Source organism: Nonomuraea sp. NPDC023979 (assembly GCF_040639085.1).
Classification (GTDB): domain Bacteria; phylum Actinomycetota; class Actinomycetes; order Streptosporangiales; family Streptosporangiaceae; genus Nonomuraea; species Nonomuraea ceibae.
The window spans coordinates 233815-252787 of record NZ_JBEZZG010000003.1 but is presented as its reverse complement, the minus strand read 5'-3'; the positions used below and the strand labels follow the sequence as shown (position 1 = coordinate 252787).

18 protein-coding genes are annotated in these 18973 nt (G+C 73.4%); 6 read left to right on the top strand and 12 right to left on the bottom strand.

Annotation, left to right across the window (positions count from 1 at the left end; all coding sequences use genetic code 11):
- Positions 1-58: 58 nt before the first annotated feature.
- The 9 genes from AB0G11_RS07640 to AB0G11_RS07600 form a co-directional block, all read right to left on the bottom strand.
- Positions 59-1054: a GNAT family N-acetyltransferase gene (locus AB0G11_RS07640; RefSeq protein WP_357584956.1), complete on the bottom strand. Its 996-nt coding sequence runs from the start codon at positions 1052-1054 to the stop codon at positions 59-61.
- Positions 1054-1974, bottom strand: a complete 921-nt coding sequence (locus AB0G11_RS07635) for a glycosyltransferase family 2 protein (RefSeq protein WP_357584627.1) — start codon at positions 1972-1974, stop codon at positions 1054-1056. Before AB0G11_RS07635 ends, AB0G11_RS07640 begins: the two co-directional genes overlap by 1 nt.
- On the bottom strand, positions 1974-2636 hold the full coding sequence (locus AB0G11_RS07630; protein WP_357584626.1) for a polysaccharide deacetylase family protein: 663 nt from the start codon (positions 2634-2636) through the stop codon (positions 1974-1976). Before AB0G11_RS07630 ends, AB0G11_RS07635 begins: the two co-directional genes overlap by 1 nt.
- A gap of 75 nt (positions 2637-2711) precedes the next feature.
- Entirely contained in the window at positions 2712-3593 is an 882-nt protein-coding gene (locus AB0G11_RS07625) for an NAD-dependent epimerase/dehydratase family protein (RefSeq protein WP_219504599.1), read from the bottom strand.
- 12 nt (positions 3594-3605) lie between these two features.
- Positions 3606-4538 (bottom strand): hypothetical protein, encoded by a 933-nt coding sequence (locus AB0G11_RS07620; protein ID WP_357584624.1) that lies wholly within the window; start codon positions 4536-4538, stop codon positions 3606-3608.
- Between the two features lie 21 nt (positions 4539-4559).
- The gene (locus tag AB0G11_RS07615; protein WP_357584622.1) at positions 4560-5606 is read right to left on the bottom strand and encodes a 2-oxoacid:ferredoxin oxidoreductase subunit beta; all 1047 of its coding nucleotides are present in this window, start codon (positions 5604-5606) and stop codon (positions 4560-4562) included.
- Entirely contained in the window at positions 5599-7443 is a 1845-nt protein-coding gene (locus AB0G11_RS07610) for a 2-oxoacid:acceptor oxidoreductase subunit alpha (protein WP_219504603.1), read from the bottom strand. Before AB0G11_RS07610 ends, AB0G11_RS07615 begins: the two co-directional genes overlap by 8 nt.
- Before the next feature lie 121 nt (positions 7444-7564).
- A complete protein-coding gene (locus tag AB0G11_RS07605) occupies positions 7565-7654 on the bottom strand; it encodes a putative leader peptide (RefSeq protein ID WP_357584620.1) in 90 nt (29 codons plus the stop codon).
- Positions 7655-7687: 33 nt separating this feature from the next.
- Positions 7688-9154 carry a polysaccharide deacetylase family protein gene (locus tag AB0G11_RS07600; RefSeq protein ID WP_357584618.1) on the bottom strand — a complete coding sequence of 489 codons (1467 nt, stop codon included), beginning with the start codon at positions 9152-9154 and terminating at the stop codon, positions 7688-7690.
- 84 nt (positions 9155-9238) lie between these two features.
- Between AB0G11_RS07600 and ndhC the strand changes: the two genes are divergently transcribed.
- The 4 genes from ndhC (at position 9239) to nuoH (ending at position 11626) form a co-directional block, all read left to right on the top strand.
- On the top strand, positions 9239-9610 hold the full coding sequence (gene ndhC, locus AB0G11_RS07595; protein WP_219504607.1) for an NADH-quinone oxidoreductase subunit A: 372 nt from the start codon (positions 9239-9241) through the stop codon (positions 9608-9610).
- A 96-nt stretch (positions 9611-9706) separates the two neighbouring features.
- Positions 9707-10165: an NADH-quinone oxidoreductase subunit B gene (locus AB0G11_RS07590; protein WP_246644735.1), complete on the top strand. Its 459-nt coding sequence runs from the start codon at positions 9707-9709 to the stop codon at positions 10163-10165.
- Positions 10162-10692, top strand: coding sequence for an NADH-quinone oxidoreductase subunit C (locus AB0G11_RS07585; RefSeq protein WP_219504609.1), 531 nt, complete (start codon positions 10162-10164; stop codon positions 10690-10692). Before AB0G11_RS07590 ends, AB0G11_RS07585 begins: the two co-directional genes overlap by 4 nt.
- Complete coding sequence (nuoH, locus tag AB0G11_RS07580; protein ID WP_357584616.1) at positions 10685-11626, top strand: NADH-quinone oxidoreductase subunit NuoH; 942 nt, start codon at positions 10685-10687, stop codon at positions 11624-11626. Before AB0G11_RS07585 ends, nuoH begins: the two co-directional genes overlap by 8 nt.
- A gap of 227 nt (positions 11627-11853) precedes the next feature.
- Here nuoH and AB0G11_RS07575 read toward each other — a convergent pair whose 3' ends face one another.
- The 3 genes from AB0G11_RS07575 to AB0G11_RS07565 all read right to left on the bottom strand — a co-directional run bounded on the left by AB0G11_RS07575 (position 11854) and on the right by AB0G11_RS07565 (position 17179).
- A complete protein-coding gene (locus AB0G11_RS07575) occupies positions 11854-12873 on the bottom strand; it encodes an ABC transporter permease (RefSeq protein WP_357584614.1) in 1020 nt (339 codons plus the stop codon).
- Positions 12874-12988: 115 nt separating this feature from the next.
- Positions 12989-13906, bottom strand: a complete 918-nt coding sequence (locus AB0G11_RS07570) for a zinc-binding dehydrogenase (protein ID WP_357584612.1) — start codon at positions 13904-13906, stop codon at positions 12989-12991.
- A 108-nt stretch (positions 13907-14014) separates the two neighbouring features.
- On the bottom strand, positions 14015-17179 hold the full coding sequence (locus AB0G11_RS07565) for a BTAD domain-containing putative transcriptional regulator (protein WP_357584610.1): 3165 nt from the start codon (positions 17177-17179) through the stop codon (positions 14015-14017).
- A 117-nt stretch (positions 17180-17296) separates the two neighbouring features.
- On the opposite strand from AB0G11_RS07565, the gene AB0G11_RS07560 reads away from it, so the two are divergent.
- On the top strand, positions 17297-17914 hold the full coding sequence (locus tag AB0G11_RS07560; RefSeq protein WP_357584609.1) for an NAD(P)H-dependent oxidoreductase: 618 nt from the start codon (positions 17297-17299) through the stop codon (positions 17912-17914).
- Positions 17895-18899 (top strand): NADP-dependent oxidoreductase, encoded by a 1005-nt coding sequence (locus tag AB0G11_RS07555; RefSeq protein ID WP_357584607.1) that lies wholly within the window; start codon positions 17895-17897, stop codon positions 18897-18899. Before AB0G11_RS07560 ends, AB0G11_RS07555 begins: the two co-directional genes overlap by 20 nt.
- Positions 18900-18973 lie beyond the last annotated feature (74 nt).

Here is an 18973-nt window from a genome sequence, read left to right as displayed (position 1 = left end):
GGGCAGCGATCATTTCCCCCCGCCTCCAACGGATATGTCGGGCATGCCGATTGGAACGTTACTGACCTGTCCGGGACCGGACACTTCTCACGAACGCCCGCGCCCGCGTCTCCGCCGACGCTGCCGCCCGGCGCACCGGGTTGCGCGTCACCACGCCCTGGCACACCTGCGTCTCGCCGGTCTTGGCCCGCCGCTTGTACTCGTCCTCGCCCCGGCCCAGGTCGATGCGCGTCACGCCGAGCGCCGGCGCGGCCGACACCAGCTCGCGCAGCAGCATCCAGCCGGGAGCCAGCCGGGCGAACTCCGGGTCGTACACCGGGAACCACCAGTGCAGCACCCCGCCCGCGCGCAGCCCGAAGTGCGCGGCCAGCAGCCGCGGCCCCGCGTGCAGCGTCGACAGCACGCCGCCGAACGACCGGTCGCGGGTGCGCAGCAGGCTCTCCAGCAGGCGCACCCGGTCCGGCTCTGCGAAGTGGTCCTTGGCCCCGGTGGCCGCGTACTGGGCCCGCTTCAGCGCGATCACCCGGGCCAGCGCGTCGGCGTCGGCCGACTCGGCCTCGAAGCGGACCTCGCCGTGCTCGCGCGCCGCCTTGCCGGCCCGGCGCCGGGCCTGAGCCATGTTGTCCCTGCCGCTGCGCGAGGCCCGGCCCAGGTAGCCGTCGAGCCCGCCGGTCACGTCCAGATACGGCGACGGCCTGCGCGAGATCACCCACGGCTCGAAGCCGGGCGCCCCGTCCACGAGGTGGTCGAACGCGTACGCCGCCGCCCCGCCCCCGAGCAGGTCCAGCGGCCGGAACGCGGCCCCGGCCGCCAGCACCGGGCCCTGGAAGTCCGCGCCCGGCCAGCCGACCGGCCGCAGCGTCCGGCCCTCCCGGTGGTGCGGCACCAGCACGCCGTCACCGACGGCGACCCGCACCTCCCGCCCGCTCGCGTGCACGGCGGCGGCGAAACCGGGGTGGAAGTAGGGGCTGTCCAGCGCCGGGTTGCCGGCGTGCAGGGCGTGCCAGGCGTCCAGCTCGGCCGTGCCGAGCCGGTCGAACGCCACCATCCGCATCACTGGGGCAGCGCCTTCGTCCGGCGCGACGGGCGCAGCAGCGCCATCACGGCCGCCCGCGCCGTGCGGCGGCCCGCCAGCGCCCGGACCGCCTCGCCCGCCAGCACCGCCGCGAAGTACGCCGCCCCGGCCACCACGCCGTTGCGCCGGCGATACAGCCGCACCTTGTTGACCACCAGCATCGCCGCCAGCATCGGGTTGACGCCGGAGTCGCCGCCGATGTGCTCGATCACCGACGCGGGCTCGTACCAGGTGCGCCAGCCCAGGTCGGCGGCCCGCAGGCAGTAGTCCGTCTCCTCGCTGTAGAGCAGGAACGACTCGTCCCACGGCCCCACCTCGCGCACCATCCGGGCCGAGAGCAGCATCGCCGCCCCCGTCACCCAGGCGAACGCCCCCGGGCGCGCGTAGTCGCGCGGGTCCGTCACCAGCTCGCCCAGCGAGCCCAGCCGCCCGGCCCGGTCGCCGCCGATCACCGCCTCGACGAGCGCCCGCGCCACCGTCGGCGCCCGCCGCAGCGACGGCTGCAGCGACCCGTCCGGATTGACCATGTACGGCGCCACGATGCCGGTCCGGGGCCCCGCCTGATGCTCGGCCAGGCACGCCACCAGCGGCGCGATCGCCCCGGGGCGCAGCCGGCAGTCCGGGTTGAGCACGTACACGGCGTCGAGCCCGTCCAGGTCGAGCGCCGCGATCCCGGCGTTGATCCCCGCCGCGTAACCGGCGTTGCGCCCGAGCTGCACCACCTTGACCGGAAGGTCGGCGCGGTCGGCGATGGCCGTGGAGCCGTCCTTGGAGGCGTTGTCCGCCACGACCACGTCGGCCAGCTCCACGCCCTCGGCCCCGGCGGGCAGTGACGCCAGGCAGCCTTCGAGCACGTCCGCGCTGTTGTAGGTGACGATCACCACGGCGACCCTGGGCATCAGCGCACCCGCTTGTACAGCCGCATGGCCAGCTTGGCCGCCCGGCGCGGCAGCGAGGGCCCGCCGCCGAGCACCCGGGAGATCCAGCCGCCGTCGAGGTCGCTGCGCAGGCTGTTGCGCGCCTGCAGCCAGGAGTCGGCGCGGGCCCGGCCGCCGTCGCTGGTGTAGGCCCGGGTGACGCCCGCCTGCCGCAGCCGCCGCAGCACGTCGCGGTCGTAGGAGCCGAACGGGATCGCCACCCGCGACACCGGCTCCCCGGTGAGCTGCCCGAGCAGCCGGTGCGCCGCCGACAGCTCCTCGGCCGCCTGCCGCGCGTCGAGCGTGCGCCAGTCGCGGTGCGCCCACCCGTGCGAGCCGATCCGCATGCCCGCCCCCAGCAGCTCGCGCACCCCTTCGGAGTCGAGCCTGCCCGGCTCGCCGAGCATCCCGGCCAGCACGAAGAACTCGGCCTTCAGCCCGCGCTCCACCAGCCGGGGCAGCGCGATCTCCACGTCGGAGGCGTTGCCGTCGTCGAACGTGACGCGCACGTCGGGCCGCCCGGCGACCGCGTCCATGACCTGCTCGAACTGCGCCACGCTCACCCAGGTCAGGTCCTCGCCCGGATCGAGTTCGCGGGGCGCCTCCCCGATCCCGTGCACGGTCAGGTTGGTTACCGCCCGCATCCCGCCCCCTGGTGAGAAAGCCGCCAGGAGTGATATCGCGGCCCTGATTAGACCGTTACAGGCGCCGGCGTGCCACTACAGGTGCTCGGCGTACCACGCGACCGTGCGGCGCAGCCCCTCCTCCAGCCCGGTCGACGGCCGCCAGCCGAGCACCCGCTCGGCGGGCCCGATGTCGGAGCGCTGCGTGCGGTCCAGCGGGCGCGCGTCCACCGCCCCGAACGCGAGCCGGGCCGGCCCGCCCACCACCCCGGCCAGCAGCTCCACGGTCTCGCGGACGGAGACGGGCTCGGCCGTGCCGATGTCGAGCACCTCCCCGGCCGCCTTCCCGCCCTCCCCGGCCAGCACGAACGCGTCCACCACGTCGTCCACGTACACCCAGGTCACCATCCTGGTCCCGGACGTCAGCCGGGGCTCCTCGCCGCGCAGCAGCGACAGCGTCACGTACGGCACCAGCCGCGCCGTGTCGGGCTGCCCGGGGCCGTACACCATCGCCACCCGCAGCACCGAGACCGGCAACTGCCACAGCGCGTGGAACATGCGGGCGTAGCCGGTCGCGGCGGCCTTGGCCGCGGCGTACGGCGAGCCGGGCGGCAGGCCGTCGCGCGGCTCCTCCACCGAGCCGGCGAGCACCACGCTGCGCACCGGCGTGCCGGTGAGCGCGGTCATCAGGTTCACGGCGGCGGTGAGGTTGCCCGCCAGCGTGGGCGCCACCACGGCCGGGTCGCGCACGCCGGTGACCTCGCTCGCCAGGTGGAAGACGACCTCGGGCGCGACCTCGGCGACCAGCGCGGCGGTGGCGGCGGCGTCGCTCAGGTCGGCCCGGTGGGCGCGGGGCCCGTCCTGCGGGCGGCGGCTGACCGTGTGCACCCGCGCGCCGAGCCCGTCCAGCCGCCTGACCAGATGGGCGCCGATGAACCCGGTCGCCCCCGTGACGAGCACCCGCGTGTCCTGCCACATGTCGCTCTCCCGCTAGTCGTGTCGTTCCGGCTCCGGGATCGGCTCGCCGGTGTCGTGCCAGACGTTGCCCGAGCCGCTGACCAGCTCCGCGCGGGTGCTCAGCAGGACCGGGCAGTCGTGCGCGGAGCCGCGGCCGAACCGGTTGCCGGTGACGCGCTGCCCCTTGAGCGGGCGGCCGAGCGGCGTGTGGTCGATGTTGACCACGCACGCGCCGCCGTCGAGATAGTTGCCCTCCACCCGCAGGTCGTCGGCCGACGACTGGACGGCCGCGTTCGGGTCGGTGGTGGTGGACAGGTCGATGGTGTTGCGCACCAGCCTCACGCCGGTCTGCTCGGCGAACGCCTGGACGCCGTCGTTGTGCGTGGGGCCGCCGTCCTGGTCGGGGTCGCTGCCGAACCAGCTCAGGTCGTGGATGTAGGAGTCCTGGACGAGGGTGCCGGTGTGGGCCTTGACGCCGTCGACGGTGCCGGAGAACTCCGACCGGTAGATCTTCGTGCGGGCCGCCCAGACGCCGTCGATCGACGGTGACGGATGCGCCGCGCGGAACTCCGAGTCCTCGATCACCGTGTCGGCGGCGTGCTCGGTGTCGAGCAGCGGGCGGGTGCGGTCGGCGACGCCGCCGAGGAAGACGCAGTCGCGGAAGGTCACGCCGCGCGCCGTCACCTCGACGAAACCGCGGAACTCCCGGCCCTGGACGACCTCGCCGTCCGTGGCGAAGACCTGGTCGCCGGTGACGACGGTGAGCTTCGTGCCGGGCCGGACGCCGGTGGAGGCCGCGTCGGGGAACCCCGCCGGGACGGTGCGCACGGGATGCAGGGACGTGGGGCTCACGGGCGCTGGGCTCGGGGTGGCCTCACCCGAGAGCTCGCCGAGCCCCTGCGCGATCGTCACGGCGAGGGCCAGGGCGGCGACCGCGGCTATGACATACGACCACGTCTTCGCCACCCCGGCATCGTCGCCCAGGAATCAGCCGATGCGCCAGGTGTCGCCGCCCATGAGCAGCTCGCCCAGATCGCCCTGACCCTGCTGGGCCACCGCCTCGTCGAGCTGCTCGGACATCAGCACGTCGTAGGCGGGGCGGTCGACCTGACGGAAGATGCCCACCGGCACGTGCTCGAAGGCCGGCTCGTCCAGCCGCGACAGCGCGAACGCCACCGACGGGTTGGGGTGGTGCGCGTCGTGCACGAGGATCTGGTCCTCGGTCACGGTGTCGCGCGCGACCACCTCGATGCCGCCGTTGGCGCTCCTGACGACGGCCTTGGAGGCCGACACGATCGGCTGCCCGTGCTCCAGCCGCAGCGTGATGTCGTCGCGGATCTCCGGATCCTTGAGCTGCTCGAAGGCGTTGTCGTTGAAGATGTTGCAGTTCTGGTAAATCTCCACCAGCGAGGCGCCCCGGTGGGCGGTGGCCTCGCGCAGCACCGACTGCAGGTGCTTGCGGTCGGAGTCGATGGTGCGCGCCACGAAGCTCGCCTCGGCGCCCAGCGCCAGCGAGATCGGGTTGAACGGCTTGTCCAGCGACCCCATCGGCGTCGACTTGGTGATCTTGCCGACCTCGGACGTGGGGGAGTACTGGCCCTTCGTCAGGCCGTAGATCCTGTTGTTGAACAGCAGGATGTTGAGGTTGACGTTGCGCCGCAGGGCGTGGATCAGGTGGTTGCCGCCGATCGACAGCGCGTCGCCGTCACCCGTGATCACCCACACGCTCAGGTCGGGCCGGCTGGCCGCCAGCCCGGTCGCGATCGCCGGCGCGCGGCCGTGGATCGAGTGGACGCCGTAGGTGTTGAGGTAGTACGGGAAGCGCGACGAGCAGCCGATGCCGGAGACGAACACGATGTTCTCGCGCCTGAGCCCCAGCTCCGGCAGGAAGCTCTGCACGGCCGCCAGGATCGCGTAGTCGCCGCAGCCCGGGCACCAGCGCACCTCCTGGTCGGACTTGAAGTCCTTCAGGCCCTGCTTGGCGTCGGTCTTGGGGACGAGCGACAGGCCCTTCCCGTTGACAAGCTCAGTCACTGTCGATCACGTCCTGGATGACTCCGGCCAGCTCTTCCGCCTTGAACGGGAGCCCGCGCACGCGGTTATAGCTGATGACGTCGACGAGGAAGCGGGCCCGGAGCAGCAGCGCGAGCTGGCCGAGGTTGATCTCGGGCAGCAGCACCTTGTCGTAGCTCTTGAGCACCTCGCCGGTGTTGGCGGGCAGCGGGTTGAGGTGGCGCAGGTGCGCCTGGGCGACCTTGCCGCCGCTCTTCCTGATGCGCCGCACGGCGGCGGCGATCGGGCCGTAGGTCGAGCCCCAGCCGATGACGAGCACCTTGGCGTCGCCGTCGGGGTCGTCGACCGCGAGCTCGGGCACGTCGATGCCGTCGATCTTGGCGGCCCGGGTGCGGACCATCAGGTCGTGGTTGTTGGGGTCGTAGGAGATGTTGCCGGTGCCGTCGGCCTTCTCGATGCCGCCGATCCGGTGCTCCAGGCCGGCGGTGCCGGGGATGGCCCAGGGGCGGGCCAGGGTCTCCGGGTCGCGCTTGAACGGCAGGAAGGCGCCGTCCTCGCCGTTGGGCTCGGTCGTGAACTCCTGCGAGATGTCGGGCAGCTCGGACACCTCGGGCAGCCGCCACGGCTCGGAGCCGTTGGCCAGGTAGCCGTCCGACAGCAGCATCACCGGGGTCCGGTACTTGACCGCGATCCGGGCGGCCTCGACGGCCGCGTCGAAGCAGTCGCTCGGCGACATCGGCGCCACGATCGGCAGCGGCGACTCGCCGTTGCGGCCGAACATGGCCATCAGCAGGTCGGTCTGCTCGGTCTTGGTCGGCATGCCGGTGCTCGGCCCGGCCCGCTGCACGTCGACGATGATCAGCGGCAGCTCGGTGGTGACCGCCAGGCCGACCGTCTCGGCCTTGAGCGCCACGCCAGGCCCGGACGTCGTGGTGACGCCCAGCGCGCCGCCGAACGCCGCGCCCAGCGCCGCGCCGACGCCCGCGATCTCGTCCTCCGCCTGGAAGGTGCGGATGCCGAACCGCTTGTGCTTGGACAGCTCGTGCAGGATGTCGCTGGCCGGGGTGATCGGGTAGGAGCCGAGGAACAGCGGCAGCTTGGACTGCACGCTCGCCGCGATCAGCCCGTAGGCCAGGGCCTGGTTGCCGGAGATGTTGCGATAGACGCCCGGCGCCAGCCTGGCCGGCTTGACCTCGTAGGAGACGGAGAACGACTCGGTGGTCTCGCCGTAGTTCCAGCCCGCCTGGAAGGCCGCGATGTTGGCCTTGGCCAGCTCCGGCTTCTTGGCGAACTTCTGCTCCAGGAACTTGATCGTCTGCTCGGTCGGCCGGTGGTAGAGCCACGACAGCAGGCCGAGGGCGAACATGTTCTTGGAGCGCTCGGCGTCCTTCTTGGACAGGTCGAAGCCCTCGAGCGCCTTGACCGTGAGCGACGTCAGCGGCACCGCGTGCAGCCGCCACTCGCCGAGCGAGTCGTCCTCCAGCGGGTTGGCCGCGTAGCCGACCTTCTGCAGGTTGCGCTTGGTGAACTCGTCGGTGTTGGCGATGATGTCGGCGCCCCTCGGCAGGTCGCCGAGGTTGGCCTTGAGCGCCGCCGGGTTCATCGCCACGAGCACGTTCGGCGCGTCGCCCGGCGTGAGGATGTCGTGGTCGGCGAAGTGGAGCTGGAAGCTCGACACGCCCGGCAGGGTGCCGGCGGGGGCGCGGATCTCCGCCGGGAAGTTGGGCAGCGTCGACAGGTCGTTGCCGAACTCGGCGGTGCCGGCGGTGAACCGGTCGCCCGTGAGCTGCATGCCGTCGCCGGAGTCTCCGGCGAACCTGATGATCACGCGATCGAGTTGCTGGACCTGCTTCGTCACAGCTCAGTCCTCCTCGACGCGCCGGGGCGCGGTCGCTTCTGGCGCGTTCTCTGTTCCATGCTAGATCCTCGGGAGGTCACGCGTTTGCCACCCGCGCGAAGCGGGTAGACGCGATGGGAATTCAGGGAGAGGTGGGAGAACGACGACACAGCCCTGACGCGAGCCTGCAGAGATCCACATGCAGACGTTCGAAGAGGACGGTTCGGGTCACAGCCGCCAACTATACGTCCCCCCGTCGGTTCTCCTACGTCAGGGGTTCCTTGCGTGAGGGCCCGATTCCCGACGTGTAGACGCGTCCAGCTTGCATGCCGGCCGTTCCGTACAACTCTGGAACGGTGACGAACGCGTATCCCTTCCCCTGAAGTTCTTCCAGGATGCCCGGTACGGCGTCGACGGCGGTGCGGTCGAGGTCGTGCATGAGCACGATCGCCCCCGGATGCGCCTGGCGGACCGTCCGCGCGGCGATCTCCGCGGGGTCGCCGCCCTGCCGGTCGCGGCTGTCGACGTCCCAGCCGACCAGCGACAGCTTCCGCTCGCGCGCCACGTTCCTGACGTCCAGGCTCACTTCCCCGTACGGCGCCCGCACCAGCGTGGGGCGCTGGCCGATGGCCGCGGCGACGGCGTCCCCCGCCCGGCCGAGCTGGTCGGCGATCTTGCTGGTGGGTAGCCTGGACAGGTCGCGATGGTCCCACGTGTGGTTGCCGACCAGGTGCCCCTCGTCGCGCATGCGCCGCAGCAGCTCGGGCTCGGCGGCGACGCCGCTGCCGACGGGGAAGAACGTGGCCCTGGCGCCGGCCTCGCGCAGCACGTCGAGCAGCTCGGCGGTGTACGGCCCCGGCCCGTCGTCGAAGGTCAGCGCCACGCACTTGACCGCCGCGCAGTCCACGGTGCCGGCGCGGCCGCTGGCAGCGGCGGGCACCGACCGCTTGGGCGTGTAGGCGGCCCGCGCCACCTGCCGCGCGGACTCCCGTACGGACTGCTGGGCGCGCAGGCCCGTCGGCGACAGCAGCGGCGTGACCTTCGCGGCCGGGACGGCGACGGCGAGGCGGCCGAGCGAGCAGGGGCCGATCTGGCAGTCGTCGAACTCCACCACCAGGTCGCCGTCGGCGTTGAAGGCCATCGAGTCGAGCTTCCCGCGCTCGGCCGAGACCTGGTCACGGTCCACGTCCGGGCCGCGTTCCTTGAGGCCGTTCCTGACCAGGCGGGAGACCTCGCGCAGCGCGTCGGTCCCGGCCAGCAGCCCGGCCGAGCCGGTGGCGCGGCCGGTGTGGCGGTCGTACCAGAAGGTGCGGGTGGCGTTGCCCCAGTCGGCGCCCCGGTACTCGCCGGTGCGCAGCCGCACGCCCACCACGTCGCCGGCGGCGGCGAGCTGCCAGTCCACGTTCAGCTCCGGGCGGGGCAGGCTGTCGACGGCGGAGGTCGTGTCGTGGAAGTCGCGCAGCTCGCGCTCGGCCTCCTGGCGCAACAGCGCGTTGAGCCGCGCCGCGCCCGGGAGCTCCGGGTAGCTGATGTGCACGTGGCGTCCTGCGCTCTCGCCCTCCGTGAGCGTGCGCGGGGCCAGCCCGGCCACGGTCGCGGGGTCGACGAAGTCGATCCTGGTGGGCTCCGCGGGGACCGTGGCCTCCCGGTCGGGGGCGGCCGCGGCCATCCCGCATCCAGTGGCGGAGACGGCCAGCAGCGCGATCCCACCGAGCAATCGCAATCTGGGCATGCATGCACACTATGCGGCGGATCATACTGTTTGCCCTATTTTGGGGGGATGGGGCGTTAGCTTTGACTGGGTTACCATCGCGGAATGGACGGCTACTACGGGTCCTACCTGCTGGTCGCGGCGCTGCTCGCGATCGGGGTCGCGATCGTGGCCGGAGCCATGCTGATCAACCGCCTGCTCCGCCCCGCCCGGCCCACCGCCGACAAGCTCACCTCCTACGAGTGCGGCGTCGACCCCGTCGGTGACGGCTGGGCCCAGTCGCAGGTCCGCTACTACGTCTTCACCTACCTGTACGTCGTCTTCGCCGTCGACGCGGTCTTCCTCTTCCCCTGGGCGACGATCTTCGACGCGCCCGGCTACGGCCTGACCACGCTGGCCGAGATGTTCGTCTTCCTCGGCTTCATCGCCCTCGGCATCCTCTACGCCTGGCGCAAGCGCGTCCTGACCTGGACATAGCTCTCGCCCCCGATCCGCGCAACAATGGCAGACATGGCAGCGACGGATCTTCCGATGCCCACGGTGGGGCCGATCTCCCGGCTGGCGCCCAAGCCGATGCGGTTCGTGCTCAACTGGGGACGGCGCTATTCGCTGTGGGTGTTCAACTTCGGGCTGGCGTGCTGCGCCATCGAGTTCATCGCCACCTCGATGAGCAGGCACGACTTCATCCGGTTCGGAGTGATCCCGTTCGCCAACGGGCCGCGCCAGGCCGACCTGATGATCGTCTCCGGCACCGTCACCGACAAGATGGCCCCGGCCGTCAAACGGCTCTACGAGCAGATGCCCGACCCCAAGTACGTGATCTCGTTCGGCGCCTGCTCCAACACCGGCGGCCCCTACTGGGACTCCTACTGCGTCACCAACGGCGTCGACCAGATCGTCCCCGTCGACGTCTACGTGCCCGGCTGCCCGCCCCGGCCCGAGGCGCTGCTCTACGGCATCATGAAGCTCCAGGAGAAGATCGCGGGCGAACGGCTCGGCGACCGCTACCTGCCCTCCGGGGAGGCGAGGTGACCCGTTTCGGCGAGCACGCCCAGGTCACCGACTCCTTCGGCGACACCGTCGTCGACGTCGCGCCCGGCGACTGGATCGCCCTGCTCACCCGGGTCCGCGACGAGCTGGGGTTCTCCTTCTTCGACTGGCTGACCGGCGTCGACGAGCCGCCCGACGAGTTCCACGTCGTGGCCCACGTCTACAACCCCGCCACCCGCGAACGGCTGCTGCTGCGCACCCGGGTGCCGCGCGCCGACCCGCGCCTGCCGACGGCCGTCGGCGTCTACCGGGGCGCCGACTGGCACGAGCGCGAGACGTACGAGATGTTCGGGGTGATCTTCGAAGGGCACCCCCACCTGGTGCCGCTGCTGCTGCCCGACGGGTTCGAAGGGCATCCGCTGCGCAAGGACTTCATCCTGGCCGCCCGGGTCGCCAAGCAGTGGCCCGGCGCGAAGGAGCCGGGCGAGTCCGGCCACGGCGCCCCGAGCCGCCGCAAGACGCTGCCGCCGGGAGTCCCGGCCGACTGGGGGGCGACGCCCGATGCTTGACGTGGTGCTGCACTTCGCCGTCATCCTCATCGCCTTCCTCGCGCTGCCGCTGATCGTCGGGCAGACCGAGCACAAGGTCATGGCGCACATGCAGTCGCGGCTCGGCCCCATGTACGCGGGCGGCTTCCACGGCTGGGCGCAGCTCATCGCCGACGGCGTCAAGTTCATGCAGAAGGAGGACGTCATCCCGGCCGCCGCCGACCGGCGGGTGTTCATGATCGCGCCCGGGGTGGCGCTGGTGCCCTACCTGCTGGTGCTGATCGCGATCCCGTTCGACGACGGGTTCGTGGGCGTCGACCTGGACCTTGGGCTGTTCTTCGTGCTCGCGGTCATGGGCGTCGGCGTGCTCGGCGCGATCATGGCGGGCTGGGCGTCGGCCAACAAGTACTCGGTGCTCGGCGGCATGCGCGCCGCCGCCCAGCTCGTCGCGTACGAGCTGCCGCTGGTGCTGGCCGCCTCCTCCGTGGCGATGGCGGCGGGCACGCTGTCGCTGCCGGGCATCGTCGAGGCGTGGCAGTGGTGGTGGCTGCCGTGGCAGGCCGTCGGCGGCGTGGTGTTCTTCCTGGCGGGGCTGGCCGAGCTGCGCAGGCCGCCGTTCGACATGCCGATCGCCGAGTCCGAGATCATCATGGGGCCGATGACCGAATACACCGGCATGCGGTTCGCGCTGTTCATGCTGGCCGAGTACGCCGGGATCGTGGTGCTGTCGTTCCTGACGGCCGTGCTGTTCCTCGGCGGCTGGCACGGGCCGCTGCTGCCCGGCTGGGCGTGGACGCTGGTCAAGATGTTCCTGCTGGCGTTCGTGGTGATCTGGCTGCGGGTGACGTTCCCCCGCCTGCGCGAGGACCAGTTGCAGAAGCTCGCCTGGGCCGTGCTGGTGCCCCTGGCGCTGCTCCAGCTCGCCCTCACCGGCGTGGTCAAGGTCCTGATCTGAAACTTCCGGCTCCTCCCGTACGTCGTGAGGGTGGGGGTGATCAAGCGTGCGGTTGACCCTGCACGGGCGGCGGCAGCGTCCGCTCACGGAGCTGACCTGGGACGGAATACCTCGTCTCGGTCGGCGGCTACGTCGCCTGGCGGGCCGCGGCGACGGTCTTCAGGGCGGTGGTGGACCACTTCGAGGTGAAATGGCTGGGGATGGCGCTCAGCCCGGCGCTGCCGTGATCACCGCCCGCCCGGGTGCCGGTGCCGCCACGTCCAGAACACCGCGCACGACACCGCCGCCCACCCGGCCAGCACCAGGAACGGCAGCGGGTGCTGGTGCCCGCCGAAGTAGACCGCCGTGTGCTGGGCGTTCACCGACGCGCCCGGCGGCAGCCAGCGCCCGATCGCGCCGAACGGCGACGGCAGCAGCGGCCACGACACCGCGCCGCCCGACGACGGGTTCCCGATCAGTACCATCACGCCCCACGTGGGCACCATCGCCCACCGGCCCATGAGCGTGTTGAACATGGTGAACACCATCCCGGAGGTGAACATCGTCAACGCCAGGATCAGCCACGACTCCACGAACGGCAGCGACAGCGCCCCCAGCAGCCAGTCCACGACGGCCGCGATCGCGAACCCGCCCGCCACCGCGTAGGCCGCGGTGAAGCCGATCCGCTCCAGCGGCTTGAGCCCCCGCGCGTGCACGCTGAGCTGGATCGCCCCCACGAACCCGATGATCACCGCCGCCAGCGAGATGTAGAACAGCGCCAGCCCGCGCGGATCGCCCCGCTGGAGCGGCTTGACGTCCCGCACCGTCACCGCCACGCCGATCCGCGCCCCCACCCTTGGCGCCGCCTCCGCGAGCAACTGCGCCACCGACGCGCCCGCCGCCCCGGCCACGTCCAGCCACGCCCGGCCCCCGTACACGCGCACGACGCCGAACACCCGCTGCTCCTCCACGGCCCGCGCCGCCCCCGCGTACGTGGAGAACTCCCGCAGGTCGAGCGCCGCGTCCAGAGCCCCGTCCATCCCCGCCACGAACGCCGCCCGCTTCACCGCGTCACCCGTGCCGACGACCGCGACCGGGATCCGGTGCGGCGCCGGCCTGGCCATCGCGTACGTGTACGAGCCCGCGAACAGGCCCGCCGCGGCGGCCAGGATGAACACCAGCACGGTCGCGGGCAGGAACGGCGAGTTGACGAACGCCGACCACAGCTCCCGCACCCCTCGCGGGTCGCGGGGCATCTTCGTGGACATCACCTGATCGCATACCCGCAGCCCGACCGGCCCGGACGCGCCAGGCCGTCAAGGATGCGTCAACCTAGCAGGGGTGAGTCAATCCGGCAGGGTGCGTCAACCTCTTGGGGATGCGTCAACCCCGCAGGTCCAGCACTGCCTTGCCCGCGACGCGCCGGCCGACCAGCGCGTCCGCCGCCTCCAGCGCCCGCTCCCACGGCCCCCGCCAGCCGACCTGCGCGTCCAGCTCGCCCCGCGCCAGCAGCCCGACCAGGTACGCCAGGTCGTCCCCCAGCGGCGTGGCCAGGTTGAACGTCTCCAACCGGCCCCGGTCCACCCGGGTCCGCGCCTCCTCGAAGTCGATCAGCGTCGGCTCCCGCGAGGCCATCCCGACGGCCTGGACGACGCCGCCGTCCGCCAGCCGGTTGAACGCCTCGGCGAGCTGCTGCCCGCCGACGTTGTCCACCACGCCGTGCACCCGTCCGGCCATCGCCGCCGGCCCCACGACGATCTCGGCCGCCCCGAGCTCGCGCAGCCCCTCCCCGCGGGCCGGGCTGCCCACCGACGCCACCACGCTCGCGCCCGCCCGCGCGGCGAGCTGCACCGCGTACCGGCCCACGCCGCCGGAGGCGCCCGTGACGAGCACCCGCCGCCCGACCAGCGACCCGAGCAGCCGCACCGCCTGCAGCGCGGTCACCCCGGCCACCGGGAGCGCGGCCGCCGTCCCCAGGTCGACGCCGTCCGGCACCACGGCCAGCTCATCGGTGTCCACCGCCCGCAACTCCGCCCAGGCGCCCGACCAGCCGAACGTGACCACGGGCGTGCCGGCGGGCGGCCCCGACCCGTCGGCGGCCGGCCGCACCACCACCCCGGCGGCGTCCCACCCGGAGACGTGCCCTGGCCGCCCGTCGGCCGGCCGGAAGGCGATCTCGCCGTAGTTGAACGAGACCGCCGCGACCTCCACCAGCGCCTGCCGGGGCGTCGGCTCGGGATCGGGCGCCTGCCCCAGGGAAAGCCGGTGGGGCGCCGCCGGGTCGTAGACGAGGGCTCGCATCGTCGCTCCTTCTCACGTGCCGCGTCGGCCGTGCTTCGCCGGCCGTGCCGCGTCGGCCGCGTTCTCTCGGCCGGGTTTCATCGACGCGACGAGCCTCTCGCCCGGCCCTCACGGACCGCTGACGGTCCGCGCACGCTCCTGGACGCGGGCGGCGATCCTGTCGACGTCGCCGCGCTCGGCCGCCGGGAGCGGCGCGCCCACCGACTCCCTCAGCGCGGCCGCCTCCGCCAGCAGCCGCGCCGCCTCCTCGTACGCGCCCTCCAGCGCCGCCACCCCGGCCAGCCCCTCCTGGGCCAGCGCGATCGCCCTCGGATCGCCGCCCTCCCGCGCCGCCGCGAGCCCCCGGCGGTGGTACGCCCCGGCCGCCTCCGCGTCGCCCCGCAGCTCGGCCACGAACCCCAGCTCCGCCATCAGCAGCGTCAGCCCGTAGAACGGCACCCCGTAGTCGGCCTCCAGCCGCAGGTTCCAGGCCAGCGACTCCTCGAAGAGCCGCTGCGCGCCGTCCAGATCACCGGCCCGCCGCGCCACCAGCCCCAGCCCCACCCGGGCGAACTCCTCGGCGAACCGGTTCGACTGCTCGCCCGCCAGCCGCATCCCCCGCTCGTGGAACTCCCGGGACCGCGCGAGGTCACCGGTCAGCAGCGCGACCCGGCCCAGACTGGACAGCCGGTACGACACGTCCGTCCACAGCCGCAGGTCCTCCGCCACCCGCAGCCCCTCCCGGTGCAGGCGGCCCGCCTCCGCGTAGTCACCGGCGATCTCCGCCACATACCCCAGCATGTCGGCCGCCTGCAGCCGCCCCCAGCCGTCGCCCAGCTCGGTGAACAGCTCCAGGCTCCGGCTCCCGTCCCGCCCGGCGGCGGCGAAGTCCCCCTGGAACACCGCCTGCTTGGCGCGCAACGCCAGCGCCGCCGCCTCGCCCCACCGGTCGTCCAGGGCCCGGAACTCCGTCAGCACCTCGCCCAGCAGCGGCCCGGCCGCCGCCACGTCGCCGAAGTTCAGGTGCGCCAGCGCCAGGAACCACCGCTTCCTGGGGTCGCGGGTCCGCGCCAGCGCGGCCCGGCTGCGCGCCGCCAGCCCGGCGCCGTCGCCGGTCAGCAGGGCGAACCCGGCTTCCCACGCCGCCGTCCGCTCGTCCGCCACCCTGGACAGCGCCCGATGCGCCTCCGTGTGCCGCCCGCGCAGGTACCAGTACCAGGCCAGCGCGTCGGCCAGCCGCGCCCCGCCCGCGCCATCGCCGCCGCCCCCGCCCTCGACCTGAGAGTCCAGTACGGCCCGCAGGTTGACGACCTCGTCGTCCAGCCGCCGCAGCCACCTGCGCTGCCCGTGCCCGTACAGCTGCGGCGCCGCCCGCTCGGCCAGCTCCACGTAGTAGCCGTCACGCCGCGCCCACACGGGATCGTCGGCGGCGAGCCGTTCCAGGCAGTAGGCGGCGACCGACTCCAGCAGCCGGTAGCGCGTCTCGCCCGACGGCCGCTCCTCGGCCACGACCATCGACCGGTTGACGAGCTGCACCAGCACGTCCGGCACGTCCTCGACGTCCAGCCCCGGCCCCGCGCACACGGCCTCGGCCGCCTCCAGCAGGCAGCCGCCCGGGTGCGCCGCCAGCCGGCACAGCGCGAGCCGCTGCCTCTCGCCGAGCTGCTCCCAGCTCCAGTCGATCACCGCGCGGAGCGTCCGCTGCCGGGCCGGCAGCCCGCGCCCGGTGGCGGCCAGCACCCGGAACCGGTCGTCCAGCCGTTCCTCCAGCCGCTCGGCCAGCCCGCGCACGCCGAGCGCCCGCACCCGGGTCGCGGCCAGCTCCAGCGCCAGCGGCAGCCCGTCGAGCCGCCTGCAGATCGCCGCCACCCACTTCTCGTTCCCCGCGTCGAGCGTGAACCCCGGCGCCGCCGCCGCGGCCCGCGCCACGAACAGCCGGACCGCGGCCGACTCCCGCACCGCACCGCCGTCCGGCGGCAGGTCGAGCGGGGCCACCGCCTGCACCACCTCGCCGGGCACGGCCAGCGGCTCCTGGCTCGTGGCCAGCACCCGCACCTCCGACGCCGCGCCGAGCAGCAGCCCGGCCAGCTCGGCGACCTGATCCACCAGGTGCTCGCAGTTGTCCAGCACCAGCAGCGTCCGCATCCCCCGCAACGCCCCGGCAACCCGCCGCACCAGCCCCCCGCGGGCCTCGCCCGGTGCGGCGGGGCGCGGGTCGGCCGTGGCCTCGTCCCGTGCGGTGGGGCTGGGGTTGATCGGGGGCTCGTCGTGGATGCTCAGGGTGGTCGCCAGCACCTCGGCCACGGCCTCCGTCCCGCCGGAGACCCCGGCGAGCTCGACCAGCCACACCCCGTCGGGGAACGCGCCTGTCACCGTCGCGGCGGTGGCCAGCGCGAGGCGCGTCTTGCCGACCCCGCCCGGCCCGGTCAGCGTGACCAGCCGGGCCTCGCGCAGCAGCCCCGCCGCCGCGTTCACCTCGTCGTCACGTCCCACCAGCTCCGTCAGCGGGACGGGCAGGTTCGAGCGGGGCCGCGCCGCCGAGGTCGCGGGCGCCGGGGCGGCGGCCAGCGCCGGATCCTGCCGCAGCATCGCCTGGTGCAGCGCCGCCAGCTCCGGGCTCGGGTCCAGCCCCAGCTCCTCGTCCAGCACCCGGCGCAGCTCCCCGAACCCCGCCAGCGCCTCGCCCTGCCGCCCCGCCCGGTACAGCGCCCGCAGGTGCGCCGCCCGCAGCCGCTCGCGCAGCGGATGCTCCGCCACCAGCCCGGCCAGCTCGTCCGCGAGCAGGCTGTGCTCGCCGAGCTCAAGCCGGGCCTCGGCCTGCTCCTCGACGGCCGTAAGCCGCTGCTCGTCCAGCCGCCCGGCCGCCACCCTGGCGAACTCCTCGTCCCGGAAGTCCGCGTACGCCGGTCCCCGCCACAGCGCCAGCGCGTCGGACAGCAGGTCGGCCCTGGTCCGCGCGTCACCGGCGGCCCGCGCCCGGCTCACCAGCTCGGCGAACCGCAACGCGTCCACCGACCGGGTGCCGAGCGCGTACCCGGCGGGCTGGTAGGTGACCAGCTCGCGGCCTCCCGGCTCGGCCTGCTCCAGCGCCCGCCTGAGCTGCGAGACCTTGGTCTGCAACGTGTTGCCGGGATTGCCCGGCGGGTTCTCGCCCCACAGGTCGTCGGCCAGCCGGTCGGCCGGCACCGGGCGCCCCTCGTGGACCAGCAGGTCGGCGAGGAGCGCGCGTACCTTCAGCTCCGGCACCCGGACCTGCCGTCCGTCCGCCGCCCACACCGCAAGCGGACCAAGCACCCCGAACTCCATCAGACCACGCTATTACAGCAGGCAGGGCCCCGATCCCGGTGAGCCCCCAGCGGACCCCCAGCGGACCCGCAGTGAACCGTGCGCGCCGGCTCGCACAGTAGGGCCATGAACATCCGGATGGCGATCGTCATCGGCGGCGTCGGGCCCGACCGGTTCGGCCCGGCCGCGGCCGACTGGCTGACCTGCCGGGCGGGCCTGCGCAAGCACCCGCCCGGGGACCAGGCAGCCGCCCCGGCCGTAGTTATGGGCGTGGACGTCGACGTCGACGTGGACGTCCTCGACCTCGCCGAGGCGTGGCTGCCGCCGGTCCCGTGCGAGCGGCCCTCCGTGGCGCCGCCCGCCGTGCGGGACCTGGCGCCGTGGCTGGCGTCGGCGGACGCGTTCGTGATCGTCACCCCGGAGCACAACCACAGCTTCCCGGCCTCGCTCAAGAACGCCGTCGACTGGTACCGGGACGAGTGGCGGGCCAAGCCCGTCGCGTTCGTCTCGTACGGGGACGACGGCGGTGGGACTGCGGCTGTGGAGCAGCTCCGCCCGGTGTTCGCCGCGCTCGACGCGGTCACCGTCAGCGGCGGGCTCGCCTTCCGCCACGGCAGGCCGCCTCCCGTCGCAGCCGCCGAACACCTGCTCGACCGGCTCCTCTGGTGGGCCCGCGCGCTGCGGGCCGCCCGCGACACCCTTCCCATGAACTGGAGATATCACCATGTCCCTCGTCAACCGTGAGATCCGCCTGGCCGCCCGTCCCGTCGGCGAGCCCGTCCTCTCCGACTTCGAGCTGGCCCGTACCGAGGTGCCCGACCTGGCCGACGGGCAGATCCTGGTGCGCAACACCTGGATGTCCGTCGACCCGTACATGCGTGGCCGGATGGACGACGCCGAGTCGTACATCCCGCCGTTCGAGCTCGGCGCGCCCATGGACGGGGCGGCCGTCGGCGAGGTCGTCGCCTCCCGCTCCGCGGACGTCCCGATCGGCGCGACCGTCGTGCACTTCCTCGGCTGGCGCGAGTACGCGATCATGGACGCCGCCGCCGCGACCGTCGCCGACACGACGCTCGCCCCGGCGCAGGCGTACCTGGGGGCGCTCGGCACGACCGGGCTGACCGCGTACGCCGCCCTGACCGAGATCGCCCCCGTCCGGGAGGGCGACGTGGTGTTCGTCTCCGCCGCTGCGGGGGCCGTCGGCACCGTCGCCGGGCAGCTCGCCCGCAAGCTCGGCGCCTCTCGCGTGATCGGCTCGGCGGGCGGGCCGGAGAAGACGGCCAAGCTCGTGTCGTCCTTCGGGTACGACGCCGCGATCGACTACCGGGCCGGGTCCGTGGCCGCCCAGCTCGCCGAGGCCGCGCCTGACGGCATCGACGTGTACGTGGACAACGTGGGCGGCGACCACCTGGTGGCGGCCATCGACGCGCTCCGCGAGGGCGGCCGGATCGCCATGGTCGGCGCGATCAGCGCCTACAACGCCACCGAGCCCGTCCCCGGGCCGCGCAACCTGTTCAGCCTGGCGGCCAAGAACGCGACGTTGCGCGGCATCCTCATCAGCTCCTACCTGCACCTGTTCCCCGAGTGGATCGGCAAGGCGGCCGGCTGGCTGGCCGACGGCTCGCTCCACACCGAAGAGACCGTGGTCGAGGGGCTGGCGGAGGCGCCGGAGGCGTTCCTGGCGATGATGCGCGGCGCCAACACCGGAAAGATGCTGGTGAAGCTCTGATGCCCGCCCCAACCGCGCCGGCCTCTTCGGTGCCGACTCCTCCGGAAGCTGCGCCGACCTCGTCGGAAGCTGCG